Below are 25,147 nucleotides of genomic sequence, written 5' to 3' on the forward strand. Positions count from 1 at the left end.
CCGCGCTCCGTGGCAGCCGCCCTGTGAACGCCCGGGGCGGCTTTCTCGTGCACCGTGCTGCACGGGCCGCCCTTCCGGAGGATTGGCCGAGTGGAAAGGCACCGGCTTGCTAAGCCGTGGTCGGGGCTGAAAACCCCGCGCGCGTTCGATCCGCGCATCCTCCGCCTCGTATGCAAGGAATTGCTCCGCCGGTACGCAGCACCTAGCGCGCGTACTCCGGATGAACCCGGCGCCCCTTGGTCAACGGCCAGAAAGCGAACCCGATCGACAGCGCAATCGCATGCCCCAGGTCCGTGAACGTCGCGTCCGCGGCCAGGGGGATCGCGAAGAAGGCGATGACCCCCGCGGCGTAGAGCCACCGAAAGCCCCTGGGCAGCAGATACGTGAGAAAGCCGGCCGCGGCCGCGAGCCCGTACGAGACCCCGATGTCGACGACATGGATCAGGTGGCGCGGGGCGTCGTGGTGCTGGATCTGCAGCAGGACCACCTTCTGGCTGACGAGCGTCGCCGCGATATGCGCCGTGGCCACCACGATCACCCAGCGCAGGGTCCCCACCGCCCGCTCCACCCGGGCGTGGATCAGCTCGAAGAGCACCACGTACAGGGGGAGCGAGGCGGGGTTCTCGATCCAGAAGGCGCTGAGCAGCAGGGCCTGCACCGGGTGCTTGTTCAGCTGGACCAGATTGCTGCTGTTGCGGTGCAGGAGAAAGGTCTCGAAGTCGTCCGAGGCCAGGACGATCACGATGCTGGTGCAGAAGATGATCAGCAGCCATACGTGCGTGCCGGGGGCGGAGCGCACCCAGCTCCGTACGGGTCTCGACGGCTCGGGTGACCGCTCCGGTGCCGGGGCCCTTTCCTCAGTCACCCCTTGATCATCGCCCGTGCCCGGTCAGGACGCGCGCGGGGTGACCAGGGAGAAGTTGAAGACATGCCCGCCGACCGCCCCCGCGACCGCCACGAACATCAGCGCCATGTGCTCCTGGGCCCGCGCGCTCGCGATGCCGCCGAGGTCGAGCTGCTGCTCCGGCGCCCAGCCGAAGTCCGTCAGGAGCGCCCCTACGGTCGCCTTCGCGGCCGGGTCCTCGCCGGAGAGGAAGATCGTGGTCGGGGCGGGCAGGGTCTTGAGCGGGTGGGCCATGATCGCGCTGTCGACGGTGCAGAAGGTCTTCACCAGCCGTACGTCCGGGAGCGCCGCCTGGAGCTGTTCGGCGAGGGACCTGTCGAGGTGGATCAGGTCCATCTCGGGCGTGAGGTCGATGGCGATGTCCAGGAGGATCTTGCCGTCGAGCGCGGCCCCTAGGCCGGGGAGGGTGTCGAGTGAGGCACCGGAGCCGAGCGCGTTGACCACGATCTCGCCGTGCGCGGCCGCCTGCTCCTGGGTGACGACGGTGAAGCCGAGGTCCTTACGGGAGTCCGGATCGCGGGATCCGAGGACCACATCGTGTCCGGCGGCCGCCGCGCCGACCGCAACTGCCTTGCCCACATTGCCTGTTCCGAGGATTCCGATGCGCATGGCTGCGACGTTACGAGTCCTCCTGGGCGCAGAGGATCAGGCGACGGAACGGCTCCGGGACCTACGTAAGTCGTAGGTCCCGGAGCCGAGTCGGGCGTCATGGACGGACTCAGTCGTCGCCCGCCAGCGTGAGCGAGCGCAGCTTCTGGCCCGCGTACCAGGTGGCTCCGGCAGTGACCGCGGCGAGCAGCACGATCGCGGCCGGCAGACCCACGTCGGACTTCACCAGGTCGTTGCCCGCGACCTTCTCGGCGAGTGCCAGGGCCCACTGCTGGACGCTCAGGGTGCGGGCGCCCTCGACGAGGGAGCCGAAGAGGGTCTCCCAGACCAGGGCGTAGACGAGGCCGAAGACCACGGCGTGCTTGGTGATGGTGCCGAGCAGCAGGAAGAGGGCCGCGTACGCGATCGAGGCGACGAGGGCCGCGATGGTGTACGCAACGGCCACCTGCTGGCCGTTGCCGTTGAGGATCATGCCCGCGATGAACGTGGGGACGGCCGAGAAGGCCATGGTCACGCCGATCGCGACGATCAGCTTGGTGAAGATGATCGTGGGGCGCTTGACGGGCTTGGACAGGAGGTAGACGACGGAGCCGTCGTCGATCTCCGGGCCGATCGCTCCCGTGCCGGCGATGACACCGATCAGCGGCACCATCGTGGCGAGCGCGAACCCGCCGAGCACGTCGGCGGCGACCTGGTCGTCCGCGCCGGTGAGCGCCCGTACCGCGACCGAGATCGCGATGAGCAGGACCGGCAGGCAGAACAGGATCATGGCCCGCTTGCGGCCGAGCAGGGCCCGGTAGGTGAGCCGGGCGACTGTGGGGTTGTACGCCAAAGACATGGTCGGGCTCCCTTCAGGCCGTGACGAGGTAGGAGAAGACGGATTCGAGCGACTCGTCGGAGGGCGAGACGGTGAGCAGCCGGATGCCCTGGTCGCGGGCGACGCGGGGAAGCAGCTCGGTGAAGCGGCCGAAGTCGACGGCCTGGATCAGCAACGCGCCCTCGGTGAGGTCGACTTCGATGCCCGCCGTGGACGGGTCCGCGATCAGCGCGGCCGCCAGCTTGCGGTCGTCGCTGGAGCGGACGGTGTAGCGGTGCGGGCGGTCCGTCATCAGGCGGCGGATCCGCCGGAAGTCGCCACTGGCCGCGTGCCGGCCGGCCACGATCACCTCGATGTGCGAGGCGAGCTGCTCGACCTCTTCGAGGATGTGGGACGAGAAGAGGACCGTACGGCCCTCCGCACCCATGCGCCTGAGCAGATCCATGAGGTGCATGCGCTGGCGCGGGTCCATGCCGTTGAACGGCTCGTCGAGCAGCAGCACCGACGGGTCGTGGACCAGGGCGGATGCCATCTTCACGCGCTGGCGCATGCCCTTGGAGTACGTGGAGATCTTGCGGTCCTGCGCGTACTCCATCTCGACCGTGGCGATGGCCAGTTGGGCGGCCTTCTTGCCGAGGCCGTGCAACTCGGCGTTGGCGAGCACGAATTCCCAGCCGGTGAGGAAGTCGTACATCGCCTCGCGCTCGGGGACGAGGCCGATCTCCTTGTAGATCTGCTCGTTGCGCCAGATCGGCCGGCCGTCGAGCGTGACGCTGCCGGTGGAGGGCGACAGGAAGCCGCCCATCATGTTGATCAGGGTGGACTTGCCGGCACCGTTGGGGCCGAGCAGTCCGGTGACGCCGGGGCCGATGGTCATCGTGACGTCGTTGACGGCGACGACATTGCCGAACCAGCGGCTTGCGTGGTCGATTTCGATGGTGGCCATCGGTCAGAGCCCGGCCTTTCCGTGGTCGATGCCGGTCATGGTCACAGCCCGGCCTTTCGGTAGCGGCGCATCAGGGCTCCGTACGAGCCGGCGATCAGCGCGAGGACGACCAGGAGGTAGAGGACGCCGAGTCCCGCACCGGGGCCGTGCGCTCCGGGGAAGGAGGAGCTCGCGCCGAGGAAGGCGGTCTGCACGCCGTCGATCAGGGTGATCGGCGAGAACAGGCCGAGCCATTCGACCGCGTCCCAGGAGCCCTGCGCGTCGGCGATGGCCTGGACGGTGGAGACGGCACCGTACGAGATCGTCAGTACGGCGATCACGGCGGCGACACCGAAGCCGCGGCGCGGCGTGAGGGCGGCCATGACCAGGCCGATCCCGGCGAAGAGCAGAGAGAGCAGCAGCACGGAGACCAACCCCTGTGCGAAACCTTTCGTCTGGTCCGAGAAGTCCATCTTCGCGAGCAGGGAACCCGCGTACATGATGATCAGCGGCACCCCGGTGAGGATGAGGAGCGCCGTGGCCATGGCGGCGAACTTCGCGACCACGTAGTCGACGCGTTCGATGGGGCGCGAGAAGTACAGCGGCACCGTCTTGAAGCGCAGGTCGCGCGAGACCGACTGCGGTGCCTGGGCGGCCAGGTAGAGGCCGATGATCGCCTGCGTGACGATCGCGTAGCGCGTGTACTCGACCGGCAGCTTGGTCGCGTTGGTGGCGACGGCCACCGCGACCATGATCGCGGCAGGCACGCACATCACGGCGAACAGGATCATCGGCGTGACCTTGGACTTCGCGCTGCGGCCGAGGCCGTACGCGCCGCGCAGGGACTGCGAGTAGAGCGAGCGTCGGGCGTACGCGCGGCCCAGGCGCTGGCCGTCGTACTTGCGGTAGCCGATGTTGTGGATCTGCGTCTGGGCGCTCTGCGCCGCGGTGTTCGGGGTGCTCATCGGGCCGGTACCTCCTCGGCCTTGTGCGCCGGATTGTCCTTGAACACCTCGGAGATGTGGTGCCTGCGCTGTTCCATGCGGACGAGGCCGAGTCCGAGCTCGGCGACCGTGTCCCGTACGAGGTCGTACGTCTCCTCGCCGGTGGCTTCGAGCAGCAGGATGTGGCCGGCGCCGGGCAGGCCCTCCTCTTCGCTCTGATGCAGGGTGATGCCGCGGGCGCCCAGTGCTTCCCGTACCGCCTTGGTGCCGTCCGGGTGCGTGTCGGTGTCGGTGACCTCGACCGCGATGGTGCCCATCGTCTGCGTGTAGTCGCTGGTGGAGCTGGAGCGAAGGAGCTTGCCGCCGTCGATGACGACGACGTGGTCGCAGGTGCGCTCCAGTTCGCCGAGCAGATGGCTCGTCACGAGGACCGAGATGCCGAAGTCCGTGTGGACGCGGCGGATCAGGCCGAGCATCTCGTCGCGCCCGACCGGGTCGAGGCCGTTGGTGGGCTCGTCGAGGAAGACCACGTCGGGGTCGTGGACGAGCGCCTGGGCCAGTTTGACCCGCTGCTTCATACCGGTCGAGTAGCCGCCGATGGGGCGGTAGCGCTCCTCGTAAAGGCCTACGTGGCGAAGGGTGTCGGCCGTGCGCTCGCGCGCGGCCGCCGGCGGCAGCCCCGACATCCGGGCCATGTGGACGACGAACTCGGTGGCCGAGACGTCCGGGGGCAGGCAGTCGTGCTCGGGCATGTACCCGACCCGCTCGCGGATCTCGCCCCCCTTGGTCGCGACGTCCAGACCGAGCACTTCGGCGCGGCCCTCGGTGGCGGGGGACAGACCAAGAAGAATCTTGATCAACGTGGACTTGCCGGCTCCGTTGGCACCGACGAGTCCGGTCACACCCGGGCCGATGTCCATGGAGAGCCGGTCAAGAGCGGTCACCCGGGGGAACCGCTTGCTCAGGCTTTCGGTCGCGATCACAGTCACGTTTCGAAGGTAGTGGCGCGGGTCACCTCCGGCGTCAGACCTGGCTCCTGGATGCGTATCCGACTTGGGGTGTACGGGCCCGTAAGGGTCCGACTTTTGGTAGGGGCCGCCAGGGGTGGGCTGGTCAGTGGATGTCCACTTCCCAGTGCGGTGCTTCGATGCCCATCGCCTCGGTGAACTCGGCCATGGAGACGATCTCCTGCGGACCCGGCGCCTTGATGTGGAAGGCCTCGCCGAACCGGCTGAAGTCCGCCGTGTACTCCGCTCCGGTGGTGCGCACGACGTACGGCTTGCCGCGCAGGGCGAGGTACATGGTCTGCTTCCTGCCCTCCTCGTTCTCCTCGACGGGCAGCACGGGCATGCCGTCGATCTCCGTGGGCGCGCCCTTCGTGAACGTGGTCCCCGGGGCGTCCTCGGTGCTCTCCATCGTCAGGCTCTGCAGATCGCACGGGCCAAGGGCCTCGTAGTAGAGCATCGGGTCGGGCTGGTCGTCCGCGACGTACTTGCCCTTGAAGCGGGCGGGTGCCGCGGCGCCGTGCAGTTCCTTCAGCGCCACGTCGTCGGCGCGCACATAGACGACCGGGTCACGGGACAGCACGGACTGCGCGACGAGGATCTCGTTCCTGCCGCTGCTGCCCAGGTCGTACCGGATCGAGCAGCCGCTCTTCATGTCGGTCTCGGCCGTGATGGCCGGCGTCGTCCCGGTGGCCTCGCCCACGGGGGTGTAGACCCGCCGCAGCGACTGCAGATCGGCCATCGCCTCACGGGAGCGCAGCATCGCCTCCGCTCCGGAGAGCTTCTCGATGCCGTTCGGCGCGCCGAGTTCGCGCTCCGCCCGCGGTGAGGCCTTCGGCGCGGCTGCCACGGGGGCCTTCTCCGTACCGCAGGCAGTGAGCAGGAGGCCCGCCAGTACGGCGGCGGAGCAGGCGGAACGGCGGAAACGGAGAGTGCGCATAGGCGGAACTTATCCGGGACCTACACGCCGCACAGGTGCCCAAATGCCTTGTGGATACGGGCCATTGGGCCCTGGTCGGGGAAGTTTTCCACAGCCCGTGCACACCCCTTGACGTCACCGCCAGGCATTGTCACATTCATCAGTGTCAAGTTACGGACGCGTAGCGCAAGGCCGGACGGACGGGGCGGGTGGCATGAGCTCAGTGGTGGACGCAGGGCCCAGGCGACGGGCCGGTGGTGAGCGGGGCAGGGACCTGGCGGGGTTCAGGGAGGTCCAGGCCCTGGCGTACGAGTGCGCCGAGGCGGTGGCCGCACAGCTCACCCCCGGCGTGACCGAGCGCGAGGCCGCCCGCATGCAGCGCGTGTGGCTGCGCGAGCGCGGGGTGCGGGACTGGTTCCATCTGCCCTTCGCATGGTTCGGGGACCGTACGGCCTTCGTGGGGTTCAAGGTCCCGCTGCAGTTCTTCCCGACCAACCGCGTCCTGGAGCCGGGGATGCCGTACATCCTCGACATGGCGCCCGTGTACCAGGGCTTCACCGCCGACATCGGCTACTCGGGCAGCCTCGGCCCCAACCCCGTACAGGAAAAGCTGATGGCCGACCTCCGGGCGCATCGCGAGCTGATCCTCACCGAGGTGCGCGAGCGGCGGCCGCTGCGGGAGATCTACGAGGACGTGGAGCGCCTGATGCAGCGGCAGGGGTATGCGAACCGGCACCGGGCGTACCCCTTCGGCGTGATCGCGCACAAGGTGGACCAGGTCAAGGAGCGCCGGTTCAACCCGCATCTGTTCGGGTTCGGCACGCAGTCCCTCAAGGGCCTCGCGAGCGACGCGCTGCACGGGCACCGGGACGGCTGGTCTCCGCTGTGGTCGCCGTACAAGTTCTCCGACCACCCGCCGCAGCCGGGCCTCTGGGCGGTCGAACCGCACCTCGGATTCCGGGGTACGGGCGCGAAGTTCGAGGAGCTGCTTGTCGTGACGGATTCCAAGGACCCGGCCGAGAGCGCGTTCTGGCTGGATGACGAACTGCCGCATGTGAAGCGGTGGGGGCGGGAGCAGGCAGCATGAGCGGTGGACTTCTGAAGGGCGCGCGGGAGCGCTGGGTGCGCACGGGCGGTGTGGAGCTCTGCGTCGCCGAACTGGGCGACAGCGAACGGCCGACCGTCTTCCTCGTGCACGGGTATCCGGACTCCAAGGAGGTGTGGTCCGAGGTCGCCGTGCGGCTTGCCGAGCACTTCCACGTGGTGCTCTACGACGTACGCGGGCACGGCCGTTCCACCGCCCCGACCCCGCTGCGCGGCGGCTTCACGCTGGAGAAGCTGACCGATGACTTCCTGGCGGTCGCCGACGCGGTGAGCCCGGACGGGCCGGTGCATCTGGTGGGGCACGACTGGGGCTCGGTGCAGGCCTGGGAGTTCACGACCGTGGAGCGCACGCGCGGCAGGATCGCGTCCTTCACCTCGATATCCGGTCCTTCGCTCGACCACTTCGGGCACTGGATCAAGAAGCGGATGACCCGCCCGACCCCGCGCAAGGTGGGCCAACTCCTCGGCCAGGGGGCCAAGTCCTGGTACGTGTACATGCTGCACACCCCCGTCCTGCCGGAGCTCGCGTGGCGCGGACCGCTCGGCAAGCAGTGGCCGCGGCTGCTCGCGCGCGTGGAGAAAGTGCCGGCCGGCGGCTATCCCACGCCCTCGCTGCCTTCGGACGCGGCCCATGGCGCGTGGCTCTACCGGGACAACGTACGGGCGCGGCTGAGCAGACCGCGGGCCGATGCGCACGCGCACGCACCGGTGCAGCTGATCACGCCGACCGGGGACATGTTCCTCTCGCCGAAGCTCTACGACGATCTTGAGCAGTGGGTGCCGAGCGTGACGCGCAGGACGGTGGCGGCCAAGCACTGGGTGCCGCGCACGCGCCCGGATCAACTGGCGGCCTGGATCGGCCAGTTCGTTAGGTCCGTCGAGACCCCCGCCGACAAGGCGCTCGCCGTCCCCGCCAAGCGCGGCAAGCGCGCCGATGCCTATGCGCAGCGGTTCGCCGGGCAGCTCGTCCTTGTTACGGGCGCGGCGAGCGGCATCGGACGGGCGACCGCGTTCGCCTTCGCGGAGGCCGGGGCGCGGGTGGTCGCCGTCGACCGTGACGGCGAAGGTGCCTCCCGTACCGCCGAGTTGGCGGCTCTGATCGGAGCGCCCGAGGCCTGGGGCGAGCAGGTGGACGTCTCAGACGAGGCGGCCATGGAGAAGCTGGCCGAGAAGGTCGCCGCCGAGTACGGAATCGTCGATGTGCTGGTCAACAATGCGGGGATCGGCCTGTCCGGCTCCTTCTTCGCGACCACGAGCGAGGACTGGAAGAAGGTCCTCGACGTCAATCTGTGGGGCGTGATCCACGGCTGCCGGATCTTCGGCGCGCAGATGGCCGAGCGCGGACAGGGCGGCCATATCGTCAACACCGCGTCCGCTGCGGCGTATCAGCCCTCCAAGGCGCTGCCCGCGTACTCGACCTCGAAGGCCGCGGTCCTGATGCTCAGCGAGTGCCTGCGCGCCGAACTGGCCGGCCAGGGCATCGGCGTCTCGGCGATCTGCCCGGGCTTCGTGAACACCAACATCACGGCCACCGCACGCTTCGCGGGGGTCGACGCGGAGGAGGAGAAGCGCCGCCAGAAGCGCACCTCGCGGCTGTACGGGCTGCGCAACTACCCGCCGGAGAAGGTGGCCGACGCGATCCTGGGCGCGGTGCTCACCAACCGGGCCGTCGTGCCCGTGACGCCGGAGGCGCGCGGCGCCCATCTGCTGTCCCGCTTCACGCCGAAGGCGCTGCGGGCGATCGCACGTCTGGAGCCGCCGGTATGAGCTCGTTACAGGACAGTCGGCACCCGATCGCGCCGCGCCGCGTCTCCTTCGACTGGGAGTCCACGCCGCTGCACTGGATACCGGACGAGCCGACGGCCACCCATGTCATCAATGTGCTGCATCTGCTCCTTCCGGCGGGCGAGCGCTGGTTCGTGAAGGTGTTCAAGGAGGCCCTGCCGCTGGTCGACGACCCGGGGCTGCTCAGGGACGTCAAGGGGTTCATGGGGCAGGAGGCCACGCACAGCGTGCAGCACGCGTACGTCCTCGACCACCTCGCCGCCAAGGGGCTTCAGACGCGGCGGTACACGCGCTATGTGGACCTGCTCTTCGACCGGCTGCTCGGCGAGCAGCCACCGCTCGGCGCACCGATACGGCCGCAGGAGTGGCTGCGCTTCCGGCTCGCGGTCATCGCGGCGATCGAGCAGTTCACGGCGGTGCTCGGCAACTGGGTGCTGCACGCCGAGGGGTTGGACGCGGCGGACGCGGACGAGGTCATGCTCGACCTGCTTCGCTGGCACGGCGCGGAGGAGGTCGAGCACCGCTCGGTCGCCTTCGACATGTACCAGCACTGCGGCGGCGAGGGCGCGGCCCGCTACACCCGGCGCATCGCCGGCATGGCGGTGACCGCTCCGGTGATGCTCTACCTGTGGGTGTGGGGCGCCGCCTATCTCCTGCGGCACGATCCGGAGCTCGCGGGACGGGTCCGGTACTCGCTGCGCGAGCACAACCGGGCCGTACGCAAAGGGCTGCTGCCCACCTGGAAGGAGATCGGCGCGGCCGTACCCCGCTATCTGCGGCGGACGTACCATCCCTCGCAGGAGGGCTCGCTGCGCAAGGCGGTGGAGTATCTGGCCTCGTCCCCGGCGGCGCGGGCCGCGGCGGGGGCGATCGGGCGGTCGGCCCTCGCATGAGGAGAGGGCGGGGAGCGTGACGGAGCAGACCAAGGAGCGGACGGGCCCGGGGCGCCGGGCCGAGTACCGGATCGAGGACCTGGCCCACCACAGCGGCGCCACGGTCCGTACGATCCGCGCCTACCAGGACCGCGGACTGCTCCCCCGCCCGGAGCGCAGGGGCCGCTCCAATGTGTACGGGGACGCCCACCTCTCCCGGCTGCGGCAGATAGCCGACCTCCTGGACCGCGGCTACACACTCGCCTCGATCAAGGAACTCCTCGAGGCCTGGGACTCCGGCCGGGGCCTCGGCGGAGTGCTCGGCCTGGTCGCCGAGGTCGACGGGCCCTGGACGGACGAGAAGGCCGACCGGATCACCCGGCAGGAGCTCGACCTGAAGTTCGGCGGGGAACCGGACGAGGCGGCGGTCGAGGAAGCCGTCGAACTCGGCGTACTGGAAAGGATTCCGGGCCGCGAGGACGAGTTCCTGGTGCCGAGCCCCCAAGAGCTGGCCGTGGCCGCCGAATTGCATGCGGCGGGGGTGCCGCTGCACGCCATCGCCGCGCATCTGAGGGAGTTGCGGGTCCAGGTCGAGCACATAGCTTCCCGTTTCCTGGAGTTCACGACCGAGCATGTCTTCATGCGCTATCTGGAACACCAGCCGCCCACGGACGCGGACGCGGCCGAAGCCGCCGCGCTGGTGCGCAGACTGCGCCCGCTCGCCCAGCAGACCGTGGACGCCGAACTCGCCCGCGCCATGCGCACGTTCGCGACCCGCCATCTGCAGCAGCACTTGGGCGCCTCACCGCCCCCGCCGAGCCAATCCGGAGACGTTCCGGTGGCGCTCCCGGTGCACACAATCGATCTTGTACGGCGGCTCGTTGGCGCGGACGGGATATCGGTCTTCATCGCGACGGCGGCCGAACGAGAGGTGCACGCACGGACCTTGGACGCACTGGCAGCAAAGCGGAATGAAGCGGCATCAGTTGACCAAGTGCCGTGATCCGACCGCCAGTTGTCCACACATTCCTCAACCAGCCTGTGGATAACCCGGGTTACCTGTGGATCATGCCTAACTCTCGTTAAATTTCGGGGAATTACGGACCACGTGGATCTGGACTCCGGGAAATCCTGATGCGCGCCCGGAGACCGCCGGGCATTCTGTGACGATGACTGACAGAACACCCGACGAGAGGCGGACCGTTCGCGTCTCCAAATACCTCTCCAAGCACCTCCGCCATGAGCCGCACCGGATCGGCCTGACGCTGGACGCGAACGGCTGGGTCGAGATCGAGACACTGATCGCCGCGGCCGCCGCGCACGGATTCACCTTCACCCGGGCCGAGCTGGACCATGTGGTCGCGCACAACGACAAGAAGCGCTTCGCGGTCGACGGCACCCGGATCCGCGCCAGCCAGGGCCACTCCGTCGAGGTCGACCTGGACCTGCCGCCCGCGACACCGCCGCCGTACCTCTACCACGGCACCGTCGCCCGCCATCTGGACGCGATCCGCGCCCAGGGCCTGAGCGCCATGGCCCGCCATGACGTCCATCTCTCGGCAGACCGCGAGACCGCCACCCGCGTGGGCGCCCGCCGCGGCCGTCCCGTGATCCTGTCCGTGGACGCGGGCGCGATGCACCGCGACGGCCATGAATTCCGGATCAGCGCGAACGGCGTGTGGCTCACGGCATCCGTACCGCCGCAGTATCTGCGCTTTCCGGGCTGAGCCTGCTTTCGGGGCCGAGGGGGCTGTCCGTAATGAGCCTGCTGTCCGGGCCGAGCGGGCTGTCCGGGCTGAGCCGGCTGTCCGGGCTGAGCCGGCTGTCCGGGCCCGCCGGCTTCCCGTAGAGCACCGCCGCAAGCGCCAGACCCAGCGCGCCACCGGCCAGTTGAGCCGTGATGAAGCCGGGCAGCGAACCGGGGGAGATCCCGGTGAACGAGTCGGTGAACGCACGCCCGACCGTCGCGGCCGGATTGGCGAACGACCCGGACGACGTGAACCAGATCGCGGCGGCGATATACGCGGCCACCGCGACCGGCGCCAGCTGCGGACGCCCGATCCGCGTAAGACCGCAGATGAGCAGCACCAGACCCGCCGTGGCCACCACCTCGCCGAGCAGCAGCCGGTCCCCGATCCGCTCCTGCGTGGACCAGACGACCTCCGCACGCCCGAACATCGCCTCCGCGAGCAGCGCACCGGCGACCGCCCCCACCGTCTGCGCCACGACATACGCGAGCGCTTCGCGCGTGCCCGGACCGCTGCCGTCACGCCGGCCGAGCCACCAGGCCGACAGCGTCACCACGGGGTTGAGCTGCCCGCCCGAGACCGGCCCGAACAGCGCGATGAGCAGCCCGAGGCCGATCGCCGAGGCCAGGGAGTTGGCGAGGAGCTGTACCCCGGTGTCGTCCGTCAGGCGCGCGGCCTGCAGTCCGGAACCGACGACGACGGCCACCAGGGCCGCGGTCCCGATGAGTTCGGCGACGGCCTTGCGGACCGGCGAGGCGCTGCTGTGCATGGGGCTCCCCTCTTCCGTTCTGGGGGTTTGCCCGATTCGTGCCTGATTCATCGCCAGATGAGCACCCCCGTCACCACATCGTGGAAAATGTATTCCGTAACTTGGAATTCCAACAGAGGCAACCGAGGTATCGGCGGCTTCCCTCGGGGAACTCGGCAGCCGTGGGAGAGACAGGACGGATCCGTGTCGGCGCCTGCTCCTGGACGGACCGGGAGCTGCTGTCCAGCGGCTGGTATCCCCCGGGCCACCGCGACGCGGAGCCCCGGCTGCGGTACTACGCGTCCCGGTTCCCGCTGGTCGAAGTGGACTCCACGTATTACGGGCTGCCGAGCACCCGCAACAGCGCGCTGTGGGCGGAGCGTTCACCCACCGGTTTCCGCTTCGATGTGAAGGCGTTCTCGCTGCTCACCGGGCACCCGACCCGGCCCGAAGCACTGCCTGCCGACCTGCGGTCCGCACTCCCCCCGCGCCTCGGCCGGCAGCAGGCGGACCCCGCACTGCTCGACGAGGTGGCGCACAGGTTCCTCGCGGCGCTCGAACCGCTGCGCGCCGCCGGGCGCCTGGGCACCCTGCTCTTCCAGTTCCCGCCGTGGACGGCCCCGGGCCCCTCGGCCGAGGCACTGCTGCGCGGGTGCCGGGAGCGCACCGAGGGCTGGCCAGTGGCCGTGGAGTTCCGGCATCCCCAGTGGTGGCAGAAGGAGGGTTACGACGCCACATTCGCCCTGCTCGCCGAGCTCGGCCTGACCGCCGTGGCCGTGGACATGGACCAGTCGCTCCCGGCCTCCGTCCCGCCGGTCACCCCCGTCACCACCGGCCGGCTCGCGGCCGTGCGCTTCCACGGGCGGAGCAGGGCCTGGGGGACCGGCACGAAAGAGGACCGCTTCCGGCACCACTACACCCGCGAGGAACTCGCCGCCTGGACCCCGGATCTGCGCTCCCTGGCGGACCGGGCCGACGAGGTCCATGTCCTGTTCAACAACTGCTGCGGGGACTCGGCGGTGCGGGCCGCGGAGACGATGCGCGAGCTGCTCGGGGCCTGAGCCCGGCCCGTCATCCGGAGTCCGGGCCCGGCCCGCGCCCCGACGTACGCTGGCGGCATGCGCCTCAGCACCGTCATCCTCCCCACCGTCCCCTGGCACCACGGCGGCCGCGACAAGTGGCAGCGCGCCGAGGAGCTCGGCTTCCACGCCGCGTACACCTACGACCACCTCGCCTGGCGGAGCTTCCGCGACGGCCCGTGGTTCGGCGCGCTCCCCACCCTCACCGCCGCCGCCACGGCCACCACGACGCTGCGCCTGGGCACCCTCGTGACCTCGCCGAACTTCCGGCACCCGGTCACCCTCGCCAAGGAACTGATCTCCCTCGACGACATCTCCGGCGGCCGGATCACCCTCGGCATCGGCGCGGGCGGCGACGGCTTCGACGCCACCACGCTGAAGAAGCCGGACGAGGACCAGTGGACGCCCAAGGAGCGCGCGGACCGGTTCGCCGAATTCGTGGCCCTGCTCGACCGGCTGCTCAGCGAGCCGGCCGAGGTCACCAGCGAGGGCACGTTCTACTCGGCGACCGAGGCACGCAACCTGCCCGGCTGCGTCCAGTCCCCGCGGCTGCCGCTCGCCGTCGCCGCGACCGGCCCCCGCGGTCTGCGCCTCGCGGCACGGCACGGTCAGGCCTGGGTGACCACGGGTGATCCGAAGCTGTACGAGGCGGGCACGCCCGAGCAGTCCGTCGAGGCCGTGGCCGCGCAGGTCGCCAAGCTGGGCAAGGCCTGCGCCGAGCAGGGCCGGGACGTGGCAGAGCTGGACAAGATCCTGCTCACCGGCTTCACCCCGGAGTTCAACCCGGACACCTATGCCGCCGGGGCCCACCCGCTGCGCTCCGTCGACGCCTTCGTCGAGTTCGCGAAGCCGTATGCCGAGCTCGGCTTCACCGAGTTGGTGATCCATATGCCCATCGCTGACTCGGTGTTCGCCGCCGACGAGCAGGGCTACGAGCAGATCGCGAAGCAAGCCGCGGCCCTCCTGTAGCCACTCCGGCGTGGGACTCCTGAGCCCCGGTGGGACAGCAGGGCACTCACCGGGGCTCGCACCCACTCAGATGTGCACCCGACGGCTTGGCGCTCGGGCATATGCGGAACAATGCCGTTGTGACGACCTCCGCAGCAGCCCCGCATCCCGAGCCCGCCCACCCCCGTCCCCGACTGGTCGCCACGGACCTGGACGGCACCTTGCTGCGGGACGACAAGTCCGTGTCCCCGCGTACGGTCGCGGCGCTCGCCGCCGCCGAAGAGGCCGGTATCGAGGTCTTCTTCGTCACCGGCCGCCCCGCCCGCTGGATGGACGTGGTCAGCGCGCACGTGCACGGCCACGGCCTGGCGATCTGCGGGAACGGCGCCGCGGTGGTCGATCTGCACGGCGGCCCCGGCGAGCACCGGTTCGTGAAGCTGCGCGCCATGGAGCGCGAGACCGCCGTCGACGTGGTCGAGCTGCTGCGCGCCGCCGTCCCCGGCACGAAGTTCGCGGTCGAGCGCACCGGCGGGCTCTGCTACGAACCGGCGTATCCGCCGCTGCACATGGACCCGGCTCTCATCACCGCTCCGGCCGAGAAGCTGCTCGCCGAGGACTCCGACCAGGCCGACCAGCCGATCCTCAAGCTCCTGGCCCACCACGGCGAACTCTCCCCCGACGAGTTCCTCGCCCTCGCCCGCGCGGCCGTCGGCCCGCATGCCGAGGTCACCCGCTCGAGCCCCACCGCTCTCCTGGAGATCAGCGCCCCGGGCGTCTCCAAGGCCAGCACGCTCGCGCTGTGCTGCGAGGAGCGCGGGATCCGCGCCGAGGAGGTCGTCGCCTTCGGCGACATGCCCAACGACGTCGAGATGCTCAGCTGGGCCGGCCGCTCCTACGCGATGGGCAACGCCCACCCGGACGTCATCGCCGCCGCGTGGGGCCGTACGGTCGCCAACAACGACGACGGTGTGGCCGTGATCATCGAGCAGCTCATCGCCGAGGCCCGCGCCTGACCGCAGCGGGGCGCTCGGGGCTCAGAGCTTCACGCCCCGGGCCGCGTCAGAGCTTCACACCCCGCTCCGCCAGCCACTTCCTGGGGTCGACCCCCGACCCCAGGTACGGCGTGAGCCGGATCTCGAAGTGCAGATGCGGGCCGGTCGAGTTGCCGGTCGTGCCCGCCTGCCCGAGCCACTGTCCCGGGCGCACCTTGTCGCCCTGGTCGACGGCGGCGGAGGCGAGATGGGCGTACTGCGAGTAGTAGCCGCCGGGGTGCTTGACCAGGACCTCCATCCCGAATCCGCCGCCGCACGACACCTTCACCACCCGCCCGGCGCCGATCGCCCGCACCGGCTCCCCGATGCCCACGGCGAAGTCCTGCCCGGTGTGCCGGTTGGCCCAGCGGTCACCGCCGCTGCCGAAGCCGGCGGAGAGTTCATACGTCTCGACCGGTGTGACCCACGTGCGGCCCTTCGGCAGCGAAGGCTGGTCGAGACGTACGGCACCACGGCAGGCACCCGCCGCGACCTGGGCGTCCGCCTCGCCCTGCAGCGTCCACCGGGCGTCCTCGAGCTTCTTCTCGATCCCGTTCTTCAACGAGGCGAGCCGGACCCGGCGTTCGTCCAGGGAGTGCCAGGCGGCCGCGGCGCGCTGCCGGTCCGCGTCGAGCCGGCGGGCGGTGCGCTGGGTCTTGTCGATCAGATGGTTCATGGCCTGCTGGGCCTGCAGCGCGACCCGCTGACCCCGCATCACCTCGTCCGGATCGTCGGCGAGCAGCAGCTGCGCGGTGTACGGGATCTCGCCGCCGCTGCGGTACTGGCCGCGCGCGATCCGCCCCAACTCGGCGTTCAGGATCTTCAGTTCACGCCGCTGCTTCGCCAGGAGCCCCTCCAGGCGCTGGGCCTTCGCGCGCTCGGCCTCGGCGGCCCGCCGCCCCCGTTCGTACTCCTGTGTCGCCTTCGCCGCGTCCTCGAGCAGCCGCGCCACCTTGCCGCTGGTCCCCGGCCCATGGCCGTGGTCGCCCGGCGCCTCCGGGTCCGAGTCGGCCTCGGAGGTGCTCGCGAGCGCCAGCAGCAGGGCGCCCATGAGGAATACGGACGGAGCACGACGCGGCATCAGGACCATGCACGGATCGTCACCCGCCGGTTGACGCCACGCGCGGACGGACAAGGCCACCGGGGTGACCCTTGCCCCATACGGGGTCGGGGAGTTGAGCCGAACAGTGGTCCCGGGGTTTGGGCCGCGGACGAGCCGACGTGCTTCAGCCGCGGACACGCCCGCGTGCTTCAACTGCGGGCTGGCCCGCGTGCTTCAACTGCGGACAAGCGTGCGTGTTTCACGTGAAACCACGCCCCCATCACGGGAAACCCGGGGCGCTGTCAGTGCGGCGCCTGCCACACCACCGTCGTCCCGGCACCGTCCGACCCGATCCCCGGCCCGTACCAGCTGTCGCCGCCCAGGGACTCGGCCCGCCGCTTGAGGTTCTTCAGGCCGCTGCGCCGGCCGCCCTCCGGGATGCCGACCCCGTCGTCGGCCACGGTCAGCCGTACGCCTTCGCGGCCGTCCGGCAGTTCGGCCTGGGCGTCGACCACGACCTCGATCCGACCGGCCTCCGCATGCCGGAAGGCATTGGAGAGCGCCTCGCGCAGCGCGGCGATCAGGTTCTTGCCGGTCAGCTCGCCGACCAGGGTGTCCACCGGACCGAGGAAACGGTGCGCGGGCTTGAACCCCAGGGGCACCGCCGCCATGTTGATCTCCCTGAGCACCCGGGTGCGCAGCCCGGAGGGCGCCTCCGCGGGACCCTGCTGCAGCGCGAAGATCGCGGTGCGGATCTCCTGGATGGTGACGTCGAGTTCGTCCACGGCCTTGCCGACCCCGGTCTTGACCTCGGGCACGATCGAGCGCCGCTGCGCGCTCTCCAGCATCATGCCGGTGGCGAACAGCCGCTGGATCACCAGATCGTGCAGGTCACGGGCGATACGGTCGCGGTCCTCGAAGACCGCGAGCCGCTCACGGTCGCGCTGCGCCTCGGCCATCATCAGGGCGAGCGCGGCCTGCGCGGCGAACTGCACGGCGAGGGTCTTCTCGGCCTCGGTGTACGGCTGCGCGCCGCACACGCGCGGCGCCGCGAGCACCCCGAGCACCCGGCCGCCGCTCTCCAGCGGAAGGAACATGGTGGGCCCGTACGCGCGGGCCAGCTCGGTGATCAGCCGGTCGTCGGTCGCGGCGTCGTCGATGAACACCGGCTCGCCGCCGAGCACCAGATCGACGACGGGGGACTCGGGCGGCACGAGCAGGCCGAGGGCGGAGGAGGGCCCGCGCTCGGTGGACTCGGCCACGATCTCCAGGCCGCCCTCCTCGGCGGTGAGCAGCACGAAGGCGGCCGAGGCATTGGCGAGCTTGCGTGCCTGTTCGGCCACGACGGTGAGGGATTCATCGGCGTCGGCGCCGGACAGGAGCGCGGTGGTGACCGCCACGGATCCGTCGATCCAGCGCTCGCGCTGCCGGGTCGCCTCGTAGAGCCGGGCGTTGCCGATCTGGATGCCGGCCTCGGTCGCGAGCACCTTGACCATGTGCAGGTCGTAGACGCTGAAGCTGCCGCCGCCCTGCTTCTCGGTCAGATACAGATTGCCGAAGACCTCGCCGCCCACCCGGATCGGTACGCCGAGGAAGGTCCGCATCGGCGGGTGGTTCGGCGGGAAGCCGACCGAGCGCGGGTCCTTGGTCAGATCGTCGAGCCGTACCGTCGCCGGATCCTTGATCAGCGCACCGAGCAGCCCGCTCCTGCCGTCCGGCAGCGCGCCGATCAGCTCCCGGTGCTGCTGCGGAATGCCGTACGTGACGAAGTCCGCGAGCCCGTCGCCCTTGTCGTTGATCACGCCGATCGCCGCGTACTTGGCGCCGGTCAGACTGGCCGCCGTCTCCGCGATGCGGTCGAGCGTGGTGTGCAGATCGAGCCCGCTGCCCACGGACACCATCGCTTCGAGGAGCTGCGGCAAACGGGCCGCGAGCTCCTCGGGAAGCGACTGCAGACTGCGCGCGGCCTGCTCCGCGGCGGCCGTCCCGGTGACGTCCCGCTCCGGGAAGGGAGGGGGGTTCTCGGGCCGGTCCTCGGGCCGACCTTCTGACAGGTCTCCGGGCCGGCCCTCGGAGAGCTCTCCGGGCAGGTCTTCGGGCAGATCTTCAGGGGCGGCGGGGGCTTGCATGCCTTGAGCCTAGTTAGTCCGAATTTCAGAGGAAAGTCGGGTACGGCCCGCTGCCCGCCCTGCCCGCCCCGGCCTGCCCGCCCCGGCCTGCCCGCCCCGGCCTGCCCGCCCCGGCGGTCCTACCCGACCAGGACCTCCGCCTCCCGCTCCCTCTCCGCCATCCTCCGCAGCGGCCCGTCCACCGCGATCAGCTCGGCGTACGCGCCCTGCTGCACCACCCGCCCGTGCTCCAGGACCAGCACCTCGTCCACCGCGTCGAGCCCGGCGAGCCGGTGTGTGATCAGCACAGTCGCCGTGCCCTCGGTCGCCGCCAGCAGATCGGCGGTCAGGGCATCGGCGGTCGGCAGGTCGAGATGCTCGGCAGGCTCGTCCAGGACGAGGACGGGGAAGCGGGCGAGGAGCGCCCGCGCCAGCGCGAGCCGCTGCCGCTGGCCGCCCGAGAGCCGCGCCCCGTGCTCGCCCACGAGCGTGTCCAGACCGTCGGGCAGCGAGTCCACCCAGTCCAGGAGCCGCGCCTGCGCCAGCGCCTCGCGCAGCTCGGCGTCGGTGGCGTCGGTCCGGGCCAGGCGCAGGTTCTCCCGTACGGAGCTGTCGAAGAGGTGCGCGTCCTGGGCGCAGAGCCCGACGCGCCGCCGTACCGCGTCGCTGTGCATCCGGTACGCGTCCACGTCGGCCAGCGTGTACGTACCGCTCCGGGCGTCGAGGAACCGCAGCAGCACCTGCGCGAGCGTGGTCTTGCCGGACCCGGACGGGCCCACGACCGCGATCCGCCGCCCCTGCCGCAGGGTCAGATCGACGCCGGCGAGCGCGTCCCGGTCCTGGCCGGGGTGGCGGGCCGAGATCCCCCGCAGATGCAGCGGGAAGGGCTCGGCGGGCGTCTTGGCGGGCACCGCGGGCTCGTGCACGGGCTCGGGTGCGTCGAGCACCTCGAAGACCCGCTCCGCACTGCGCCGCACCCGCTGCCGGTACTGCACGGCGAGCGGCAGTCCGGTGACGGCCTCGAATGCGGCCAGCGGAGTGAGGACGACGACGGCGAGCGCCACTCCGCTCAGCCTTCCGTCCCCGACCGCGGCCACCCCGACGGCCCCGGCGGCGACCACGGTGAGCCCGCAGATCACGGCGCTGAGCCCGGCCCCGAGCGCGGTCGCCCCCGCACCTCGCGAGGCGATCCGGGTCAGCTCGGCGTCGGCGACGCGCGCCTTCTCCGTACGGTCGGGAAGGGCGCCCGCGACCGTCAACTCGGCCGTCCCGGTGAGCAGATCGGCCACCCGCGTCGAGAGCACCCCGCGCGCGGGGGCGAGGCGCCGCTCGGCCCGGCGGGCCACGAGTCCGCTCAGCCACGGCACCCCGACCCCGGCGAGCAGCAGTCCGGCGGCGAGCAGCGCCCCGGCCTCGGGCAGCAGCCACGCGGTGAACCCGGCCGCGCCCACCCCTACGACCAGTGCGGCCCCCGCCGGCAGCAGCCAGCGCAGCCAGTAGTCCTGCAGTGCGTCCACATCGCCGACGAGGCGGGCGAGGAGGTCCCCGCGCCGGGTCTTGCGCAGCCCGGCGGGCGCGAGCCGTTCGAGCCGCTGGTAGACGGCAACCCGGGTGTCGGCCAGCATCCGCAGCACGGCGTCATGGGTGACCAGGCGCTCGGCGTACCGGAAGACCGCGCGGCCGATGCCGAAGGCGCGGGTAGCGGTGACGGCCACCATGAGGTGAAGGACGGGCGGCTGCAGCGAGGCCTTCGAGATCAGCCAGCCGGAGGTGGCCATCAGACCGACGGCGCTGCCGAGCGCGAGGCTGCCGAGGAAGAGTCCGAGCAACAGCCGCCCGCTGCGCGCGCCGGCCATGTTCCGTACGCGGGCGAGAACGCCGTGTGCGACGACGGGCTCGTCGAAGTCCTCCGCCACGGGGGCCGCGGCCAGCCCTTCGCCTCCGGCGGCGGCCTCGGCGAGACCCTCCCGTACCGCCGCGGCCGAAGCGGGCGTGGTCAACTCCGCTGCCGGGGCGCCGCCTTCGACCCGCACCACCCGGTCCGCGACCGCGAGCAGCGCCGGCCGGTGCACCACGAGCAGCACGGTCCGGCCCACCGCGAGACGCCGTACGGCCTCCACGATCTGTGCCTCGGTGGCCCCGTCGAGCGCGGCCGTCGGCTCGTCGAGCAGCAGGACGGGACGGTCCGCGAGGAACGCCCGTGCCAATGCGAGCCGTTGCTTCTGTCCGGCCGAGAGTCCGGCCCCCTCCTCGCCGAGCCGCGTGGCGAGGCCCTCGGGCAGCGCGTCCACGAACTCCAGCGCGCCGGCATCCTGGAGCGCCTGCCGCACCTGCTCATCGGTGGCGTCCGGCCGCGCGAGCCGTACGTTCTCCGCCAGCGTCCCCGCGAACATGTGCGGGCGCTGCGGCACCCACGCCACCTGCTCGTGCCACGCACCGGGTGCCACGGACGCGAGGTCGGTCCCGCCGACCCGGATACGTCCCTCGTCGGGCCGTACGAAACCGAGCACGGCGGCCAGCAAGGTGGACTTGCCCGCACCGCTCGGCCCGACGAGTGCCACGGTCTCGCCCTCGCCGACCGTGAACGACACGTTCTCCACGGCCGCCGTAGCGCGCCCGGGGTAGCGCACGGTGACGCCCTCGACGCTCAACTCGCCGCGCGGCGCAGGACCTTCACCGGTGGCTGGCAGCGGTGTCTCCAGGACCTCGAAGATTTCCTCGGCGGCCGCGAGTCCCTCCGCCGCCGCGTGGTACTGCGCGCCGACCTGCCGCAGCGGCAGATACGCCTCGGGCGCAAGCACCAGGACGACCAGACCGATGTAGAGGTCCAACTCGCCGTGCACGAGCCGCATCCCGATCGTCACCGCGACCAGCGCGACCGACAGGGTGGCGAGCAGTTCCAGGGCGAAGGAGGAGATGAAGGCGATCCGCAGGGTGCGCATCGTGGCCTGCCGGTACTCACCGGTGATCTTCCGGATCGACTCGGCCTGCGCCTTGGCTCGCCCGAACACCTTCAGCGTCGGCAGGCCCGCGACCACGTCGAGGAAGTGCCCGGAGAGCCGCGAGAGCAGCTTCCACTGACGGTCCATACGGGTCTGCGTGGCCATCCCGATGAGGATCATGAACAGCGGAATCAGCGGCAGCGTGACCACGATGATCGCCGCGGAGACCCAGTCCTCGGTCACGATCCGCGCGAGCACCGCGACCGGCACGACGATGGCGAGCCCCAACTGGGGCAGATAGCGGGCGAAGTAGTCGTCCAGCGCATCCACTCCGCGGGTGGCGAGCGCGACCAGCGAGCCGGTCCGCTGACCGCTCAGCCATCCCGGTCCCAGCGCGGTCGCCCGCCCGAGCAGCCTCCCCCTCAGCTCGGACTTCACCGCCGCACTGGCCTTGTGCGCGGCCAGCTCCGTGAGCCAGCCGACGAGCCCGCGCCCCACGGCCACAGCCGCGAGCAGCAACAAGGGGGTGCGCAACTCCCCAGTGGAAAGCCCCTGTTCGAAGCCGCCCACCACGATCTCGGCGATCAGCATCGCCTGCGCGATGACCAGACCGGCCCCCGCGAGTCCGAGCACCACGATGGCGATGAGGAAGAGGCGGGTGGCCTGCGCGTAGCGCATGAGGCGCGGATCGACCGGTTTCACGTGAAACAGCCTCCATGACGAGAACCCGTACGAGAAAGAGGTGCGCCAACAGCCCTTGTCAGAGCAGGTGTTGGCGCACCCCTGTACTTCACACGCTCAGTGCGAGTCGGCAGCGATGTGCTGCGTACCGATCCGCTTGCGGAACACCCAGTAGGTCCAGGACTGGTAGAGCAGCACGATCGGTGTGGCCACCGCCGCGCACCAGGTCATGATCTTCAGGGTGTACGGGCTGGACGAGGCGTTGGTGACCGTGAGGTTCCACTCCTCGTTCAGCGAGGACGGCATGACGTTCGGGAAGAGCGTCAGGAACAGCATGGCCACCGCGGCCGCGATGGTGACGCCCGACAGCGCGAACGACCAGCCTTCACGCCCCACCTTGATGGCCGCAAGCGCACCGACCAGGGCCAGCACCGCCACGATCATCGCGACGAGCGACTTGCCGTCACCGTGCGAGGCCTGGGTCCAGATCAGGAACGCGAGCGCGAGCACGGCCGTGACCAGGCCCAGCGTGAGCGCCAGCTTGCGCGCCCGCTCCCGGATGTCGCCGACGGTCTTGAGCGCCGTGAACACCGCACCGTGGAAGGTGAAGAGCGTCAGCGTGACCAGGCCGCCGAGGATCGCGTACGGGTTGAGCAGATCCCAGAAGTTGCCGACGTACTCCATGTCCTTGTCGATCTTCACGCCCCGCACGATGTTGGCGAAGGCCACACCCCACAGGAGCGCCGGGATCAGCGAGGTCCAGAAGATCGCGTGCTCCCAGTTGGACTGCCACTTGTCCTCGGGCCGCTTGTGCCGGTACTCGAAGGCCACACCGCGGATGATCAGGCAGATCAGGATGAAGAGCAGCGGCAGATAGAAGCCGGAGAACAGCGTCGCGTACCACTCGGGGAACGCGGCGAAGGTGGCACCGCCGGCCGTGAGCAGCCATACCTCGTTGCCGTCCCAGACCGGCCCGATCGTGTTGATCAGGACGCGGCGTTCGGTGCGGTCACGGGCGAGCAGCTTGGTGAGGATGCCGACCCCGAAGTCGAAGCCCTCGAGGAAGAAGTAGCCGGTCCAGAGAACGGCGATCAGGACGAACCAGACGTCGTGGAGTTCCATATCCCTCTCCCTCCCTCAGTACGAGAAGGCCATCGGCCGGTCGGAGCCATCCTTGGAGTCCCCGCCGATCTTCGTGGGCGGGTTGAGGTCGTCCTCCGTGAGCTCCGGCGGTCCGGCCTTGGCGTACTTCATGAGCAGCTTGACCTCGATCACGGCGAGGGCCGCGTACAGGAGCGTGTAGATGGTCATCGAGGTGATGACCTCGCCCTGGGAGACATTGGGGGAGACGGCGGCCGCGGTCTTCATGACACCGAAGACGACCCACGGCTGGCGGCCCATCTCGGTGAAGATCCAGCCCCACGAGTTGGCGATCAGTGGGAAGAGCATGGTCCACAGGAGAAGCAGCCAGTACCACTTGCCCCACTTGGCGCTCAGCGGCTTGTTCCTGAAGAGCACGAGGTTCGGCACCTCGTCCTCACCGACCCGCAGGTGCTGCGGCAGCAGGAACTTCTTGCGGGTCAGCCAGAGCCCGAGCAGACCGATGCCGAGCGAGGCCATCCCGAACCCGATCATCCAGCGGAAACCCCAGTACGCGACGGGGATGTTCGGCCGGTAGTCGCCGGGTCCGTACTTCTCCTGCATCTCCTTCTGGAGGTCGTTGATGCCGGGGACGAAGTCGTTGAAGTTGTTGTGCGCGAGGAAGGACAGCAGGCCCGGAATCTCTATGGCGACCTTGTTGTGCCCCTCGTCGACATCGCCGTAGGCGAAGACCGAGAAGGGCGCTTCGGTCTGGCCGTCCCACAGCGCCTCGGCCGCGGCCATCTTCATCGGCTGCTGCTCGAACATGATCTTGCCGAGGTGGTCGCCGCTGACCGCCGAGAGCACACCGCTGATGGCGAGCGTGACCAGACCGAGCCGCAGCGAGGTCTTCATGGTCTCGATGTGCTTCTTGCGCATCAGGTGGTACGCGGCGATGCCGGCCATGAACGCGCCGCCGACCATGAAGGCGCCGGTCATGGTGTGGAACATCTGGGCGATCGCGGTGTTCTGCGTCAGGACGTGCCAGAAGTCGGTGAGTTCGGCCCGCCCCTTCTCCTCGTTGATCTTGTAGCCGACCGGGTGCTGCATCCAGGAGTTGGCAGCGAGGATGAAGTACGCGGAGAGGATGGTGCCGATCGAGACCATCCACATGCAGGCCAGGTGGATCTTCTTCGGCAGCTTGTCCCAGCCGAAGATCCACAGACCGATGAAGGTCGACTCGAAGAAGAAGGCGATCAGAGCCTCGAACGCGAGGGGAGCGCCGAAGATGTCACCGACGAAGCGCGAGTAGTCGGACCAGTTCATGCCGAACTGGAACTCCTGCAGGATGCCGGTGACGACACCCATCGCGATGTTGATCAGAAACAGCTTGCCCCAGAACTTCGTCGCCCTGAGGTACTTCTCCTTCTCGGTCCGAACCCACGCGGTCTGCAGGCCGGCCACGAGAGCGGCGAGCGAGATCGTGATGGGGACGAAAAGGAAGTGGTAGACGGTGGTGATGCCGAACTGCCATCGCGCCAGGGTCTCCGGCGCCAGAGCCAAGTCCACGTCGTCAGTCTCCTTACGTCGCCGTGGTCACAGCGGCAGTTTGCCCCTCTGATCCCACCTATTTCGGGACCAACCAGGACACGCTTGTGAACGCGTTCACATTCACAAGCATTATGTCGTACCGCTTGTCGGCAACTCCGGGCGGGGCCCCGTTCCGGACTTGCACCCCATGTGACGGATGAGGGCTCCGAGTTGTGACATGGGCGGGAGCCTAGGAGCGGCGGAGCGAAAGCACCCGGGGCCAAGCGGCCCCTCATTCCGCGAGACGGCCCTTTTCAAGAACTTCAA

At 70.0% G+C, this 25,147-nt stretch carries 20 protein-coding genes, 1 tRNA gene and 1 pseudogene; 9 read left to right on the forward strand and 13 right to left on the reverse strand.

The window, feature by feature from the left end; translation table 11 throughout:
• Positions 1-76: 76 nt before the first annotated feature.
• Positions 77-164, forward strand: a tRNA-Ser gene (locus H9Y04_RS16380).
• A gap of 38 nt (positions 165-202) precedes the next feature.
• Here the strand turns inward: H9Y04_RS16380 and H9Y04_RS16385 are convergent.
• The 7 genes and pseudogenes from H9Y04_RS16385 to H9Y04_RS16415 form a co-directional block, all read right to left on the reverse strand.
• On the reverse strand, positions 203-865 hold the full coding sequence (locus tag H9Y04_RS16385) for a rhomboid-like protein (RefSeq protein WP_187814618.1): 663 nt from the start codon (positions 863-865) through the stop codon (positions 203-205).
• Positions 866-889: 24 nt separating this feature from the next.
• Positions 890-1,522, reverse strand: a pseudogene (locus H9Y04_RS16390) (NADPH-dependent F420 reductase); the annotation flags it as partial.
• A 100-nt stretch (positions 1,523-1,622) separates the two neighbouring features.
• Positions 1,623-2,351 (reverse strand): ABC transporter permease, encoded by a 729-nt coding sequence (locus H9Y04_RS16395; RefSeq protein ID WP_187814620.1) that lies wholly within the window; start codon positions 2,349-2,351, stop codon positions 1,623-1,625.
• A 13-nt stretch (positions 2,352-2,364) separates the two neighbouring features.
• The gene (locus H9Y04_RS16400) at positions 2,365-3,276 is read right to left on the reverse strand and encodes an ABC transporter ATP-binding protein (protein WP_187814621.1); all 912 of its coding nucleotides are present in this window, start codon (positions 3,274-3,276) and stop codon (positions 2,365-2,367) included.
• 41 nt (positions 3,277-3,317) lie between these two features.
• A complete protein-coding gene (locus tag H9Y04_RS16405; protein WP_187814622.1) occupies positions 3,318-4,220 on the reverse strand; it encodes an ABC transporter permease in 903 nt (300 codons plus the stop codon).
• Positions 4,217-5,182 (reverse strand): ABC transporter ATP-binding protein, encoded by a 966-nt coding sequence (locus H9Y04_RS16410; protein WP_187815077.1) that lies wholly within the window; start codon positions 5,180-5,182, stop codon positions 4,217-4,219. Before H9Y04_RS16410 ends, H9Y04_RS16405 begins: the two co-directional genes overlap by 4 nt.
• A gap of 130 nt (positions 5,183-5,312) precedes the next feature.
• The gene (locus tag H9Y04_RS16415) at positions 5,313-6,143 is read right to left on the reverse strand and encodes a hypothetical protein (RefSeq protein WP_187814623.1); all 831 of its coding nucleotides are present in this window, start codon (positions 6,141-6,143) and stop codon (positions 5,313-5,315) included.
• A 193-nt stretch (positions 6,144-6,336) separates the two neighbouring features.
• Here H9Y04_RS16415 and H9Y04_RS16420 point away from each other — a divergent pair, with 193 nt between their 5' ends.
• The 5 genes from H9Y04_RS16420 to H9Y04_RS16440 all read left to right on the forward strand — a co-directional run bounded on the left by H9Y04_RS16420 (position 6,337) and on the right by H9Y04_RS16440 (position 11,610).
• The gene (locus tag H9Y04_RS16420; protein WP_187814624.1) at positions 6,337-7,209 is read left to right on the forward strand and encodes a M24 family metallopeptidase; all 873 of its coding nucleotides are present in this window, start codon (positions 6,337-6,339) and stop codon (positions 7,207-7,209) included.
• Positions 7,206-8,993: an SDR family oxidoreductase gene (locus H9Y04_RS16425; RefSeq protein WP_187814625.1), complete on the forward strand. Its 1,788-nt coding sequence runs from the start codon at positions 7,206-7,208 to the stop codon at positions 8,991-8,993. The genes H9Y04_RS16420 and H9Y04_RS16425 overlap by 4 nt, the downstream gene beginning before the upstream one ends.
• Positions 8,990-9,904: a metal-dependent hydrolase gene (locus H9Y04_RS16430; protein ID WP_187814626.1), complete on the forward strand. Its 915-nt coding sequence runs from the start codon at positions 8,990-8,992 to the stop codon at positions 9,902-9,904. The genes H9Y04_RS16425 and H9Y04_RS16430 overlap by 4 nt, the downstream gene beginning before the upstream one ends.
• A gap of 16 nt (positions 9,905-9,920) precedes the next feature.
• Positions 9,921-10,886 carry a MerR family transcriptional regulator gene (locus H9Y04_RS16435; protein WP_187814627.1) on the forward strand — a complete coding sequence of 322 codons (966 nt, stop codon included), beginning with the start codon at positions 9,921-9,923 and terminating at the stop codon, positions 10,884-10,886.
• A 166-nt stretch (positions 10,887-11,052) separates the two neighbouring features.
• A complete protein-coding gene (locus H9Y04_RS16440) occupies positions 11,053-11,610 on the forward strand; it encodes an RNA 2'-phosphotransferase (RefSeq protein ID WP_187814628.1) in 558 nt (185 codons plus the stop codon).
• On the opposite strand, the gene H9Y04_RS16445 is transcribed toward H9Y04_RS16440, so the two are convergent.
• Positions 11,567-12,400 carry an aquaporin gene (locus tag H9Y04_RS16445; RefSeq protein WP_187814629.1) on the reverse strand — a complete coding sequence of 278 codons (834 nt, stop codon included), beginning with the start codon at positions 12,398-12,400 and terminating at the stop codon, positions 11,567-11,569. The genes H9Y04_RS16440 and H9Y04_RS16445 overlap by 44 nt on opposite strands.
• 161 nt (positions 12,401-12,561) lie before the next feature.
• On the opposite strand from H9Y04_RS16445, the gene H9Y04_RS16450 reads away from it, so the two are divergent.
• The 3 genes from H9Y04_RS16450 (at position 12,562) to H9Y04_RS16460 (ending at position 15,419) form a co-directional block, all read left to right on the forward strand.
• Positions 12,562-13,440 (forward strand): DUF72 domain-containing protein, encoded by an 879-nt coding sequence (locus H9Y04_RS16450; protein ID WP_187814630.1) that lies wholly within the window; start codon positions 12,562-12,564, stop codon positions 13,438-13,440.
• 57 nt (positions 13,441-13,497) lie between these two features.
• Positions 13,498-14,427: an LLM class flavin-dependent oxidoreductase gene (locus H9Y04_RS16455; protein ID WP_187814631.1), complete on the forward strand. Its 930-nt coding sequence runs from the start codon at positions 13,498-13,500 to the stop codon at positions 14,425-14,427.
• A 101-nt stretch (positions 14,428-14,528) separates the two neighbouring features.
• Positions 14,529-15,419, forward strand: coding sequence for a Cof-type HAD-IIB family hydrolase (locus H9Y04_RS16460; RefSeq protein WP_187814632.1), 891 nt, complete (start codon positions 14,529-14,531; stop codon positions 15,417-15,419).
• A 46-nt stretch (positions 15,420-15,465) separates the two neighbouring features.
• Here H9Y04_RS16460 and H9Y04_RS16465 read toward each other — a convergent pair whose 3' ends face one another.
• The 5 genes from H9Y04_RS16465 to H9Y04_RS16485 all read right to left on the reverse strand — a co-directional run bounded on the left by H9Y04_RS16465 (position 15,466) and on the right by H9Y04_RS16485 (position 24,859).
• The gene (locus H9Y04_RS16465) at positions 15,466-16,527 is read right to left on the reverse strand and encodes a M23 family metallopeptidase (protein ID WP_236070912.1); all 1,062 of its coding nucleotides are present in this window, start codon (positions 16,525-16,527) and stop codon (positions 15,466-15,468) included.
• A 254-nt stretch (positions 16,528-16,781) separates the two neighbouring features.
• Positions 16,782-18,608 (reverse strand): GAF domain-containing sensor histidine kinase, encoded by a 1,827-nt coding sequence (locus H9Y04_RS16470; protein WP_187814633.1) that lies wholly within the window; start codon positions 18,606-18,608, stop codon positions 16,782-16,784.
• 119 nt (positions 18,609-18,727) lie between these two features.
• Positions 18,728-22,231, reverse strand: coding sequence for a thiol reductant ABC exporter subunit CydD (gene cydD, locus H9Y04_RS16475; protein ID WP_187814634.1), 3,504 nt, complete (start codon positions 22,229-22,231; stop codon positions 18,728-18,730).
• A 96-nt stretch (positions 22,232-22,327) separates the two neighbouring features.
• The gene (cydB, locus tag H9Y04_RS16480; protein WP_187814635.1) at positions 22,328-23,332 is read right to left on the reverse strand and encodes a cytochrome d ubiquinol oxidase subunit II; all 1,005 of its coding nucleotides are present in this window, start codon (positions 23,330-23,332) and stop codon (positions 22,328-22,330) included.
• Between the two features lie 15 nt (positions 23,333-23,347).
• Positions 23,348-24,859, reverse strand: a complete 1,512-nt coding sequence (locus tag H9Y04_RS16485; RefSeq protein ID WP_187814636.1) for a cytochrome ubiquinol oxidase subunit I — start codon at positions 24,857-24,859, stop codon at positions 23,348-23,350.
• Positions 24,860-25,147 lie beyond the last annotated feature (288 nt).

It is taken from the genome of Streptomyces polyasparticus (assembly GCF_014493765.1).
Classification (GTDB): Bacteria; Actinomycetota; Actinomycetes; order Streptomycetales; family Streptomycetaceae; genus Streptomyces; species Streptomyces polyasparticus.

What these genes read in the sequence shown, in the direction of transcription:
- H9Y04_RS16395 (WP_187814620.1), bottom strand. Translation starts at nt 2,351, where the DNA reads ATGTCTTTGGCGTACAACCCCACAGTCGCCCGGCTCACCTACCGGGCC.
- H9Y04_RS16400 (WP_187814621.1), bottom strand. Translation starts at nt 3,276, where the DNA reads ATGGCCACCATCGAAATCGACCACGCAAGCCGCTGGTTCGGCAATGTC.
- H9Y04_RS16405 (WP_187814622.1), bottom strand. Translation starts at nt 4,220, where the DNA reads ATGAGCACCCCGAACACCGCGGCGCAGAGCGCCCAGACGCAGATCCAC.
- H9Y04_RS16415 (WP_187814623.1), bottom strand. Translation starts at nt 6,143, where the DNA reads ATGCGCACTCTCCGTTTCCGCCGTTCCGCCTGCTCCGCCGCCGTACTG.
- H9Y04_RS16420 (WP_187814624.1), top strand. Translation starts at nt 6,337, where the DNA reads ATGAGCTCAGTGGTGGACGCAGGGCCCAGGCGACGGGCCGGTGGTGAG.
- H9Y04_RS16425 (WP_187814625.1), top strand. Translation starts at nt 7,206, where the DNA reads ATGAGCGGTGGACTTCTGAAGGGCGCGCGGGAGCGCTGGGTGCGCACG.
- H9Y04_RS16430 (WP_187814626.1), top strand. Translation starts at nt 8,990, where the DNA reads ATGAGCTCGTTACAGGACAGTCGGCACCCGATCGCGCCGCGCCGCGTC.
- H9Y04_RS16440 (WP_187814628.1), top strand. Translation starts at nt 11,053, where the DNA reads ATGACTGACAGAACACCCGACGAGAGGCGGACCGTTCGCGTCTCCAAA.
- H9Y04_RS16445 (WP_187814629.1), bottom strand. Translation starts at nt 12,400, where the DNA reads ATGCACAGCAGCGCCTCGCCGGTCCGCAAGGCCGTCGCCGAACTCATC.
- H9Y04_RS16455 (WP_187814631.1), top strand. Translation starts at nt 13,498, where the DNA reads ATGCGCCTCAGCACCGTCATCCTCCCCACCGTCCCCTGGCACCACGGC.
- H9Y04_RS16460 (WP_187814632.1), top strand. Translation starts at nt 14,529, where the DNA reads ATGCGGAACAATGCCGTTGTGACGACCTCCGCAGCAGCCCCGCATCCC.
- H9Y04_RS16465 (WP_236070912.1), bottom strand. Translation starts at nt 16,527, where the DNA reads ATGGTCCTGATGCCGCGTCGTGCTCCGTCCGTATTCCTCATGGGCGCC.
- H9Y04_RS16470 (WP_187814633.1), bottom strand. Translation starts at nt 18,608, where the DNA reads ATGCAAGCCCCCGCCGCCCCTGAAGATCTGCCCGAAGACCTGCCCGGA.
- cydB (WP_187814635.1), bottom strand. Translation starts at nt 23,332, where the DNA reads ATGGAACTCCACGACGTCTGGTTCGTCCTGATCGCCGTTCTCTGGACC.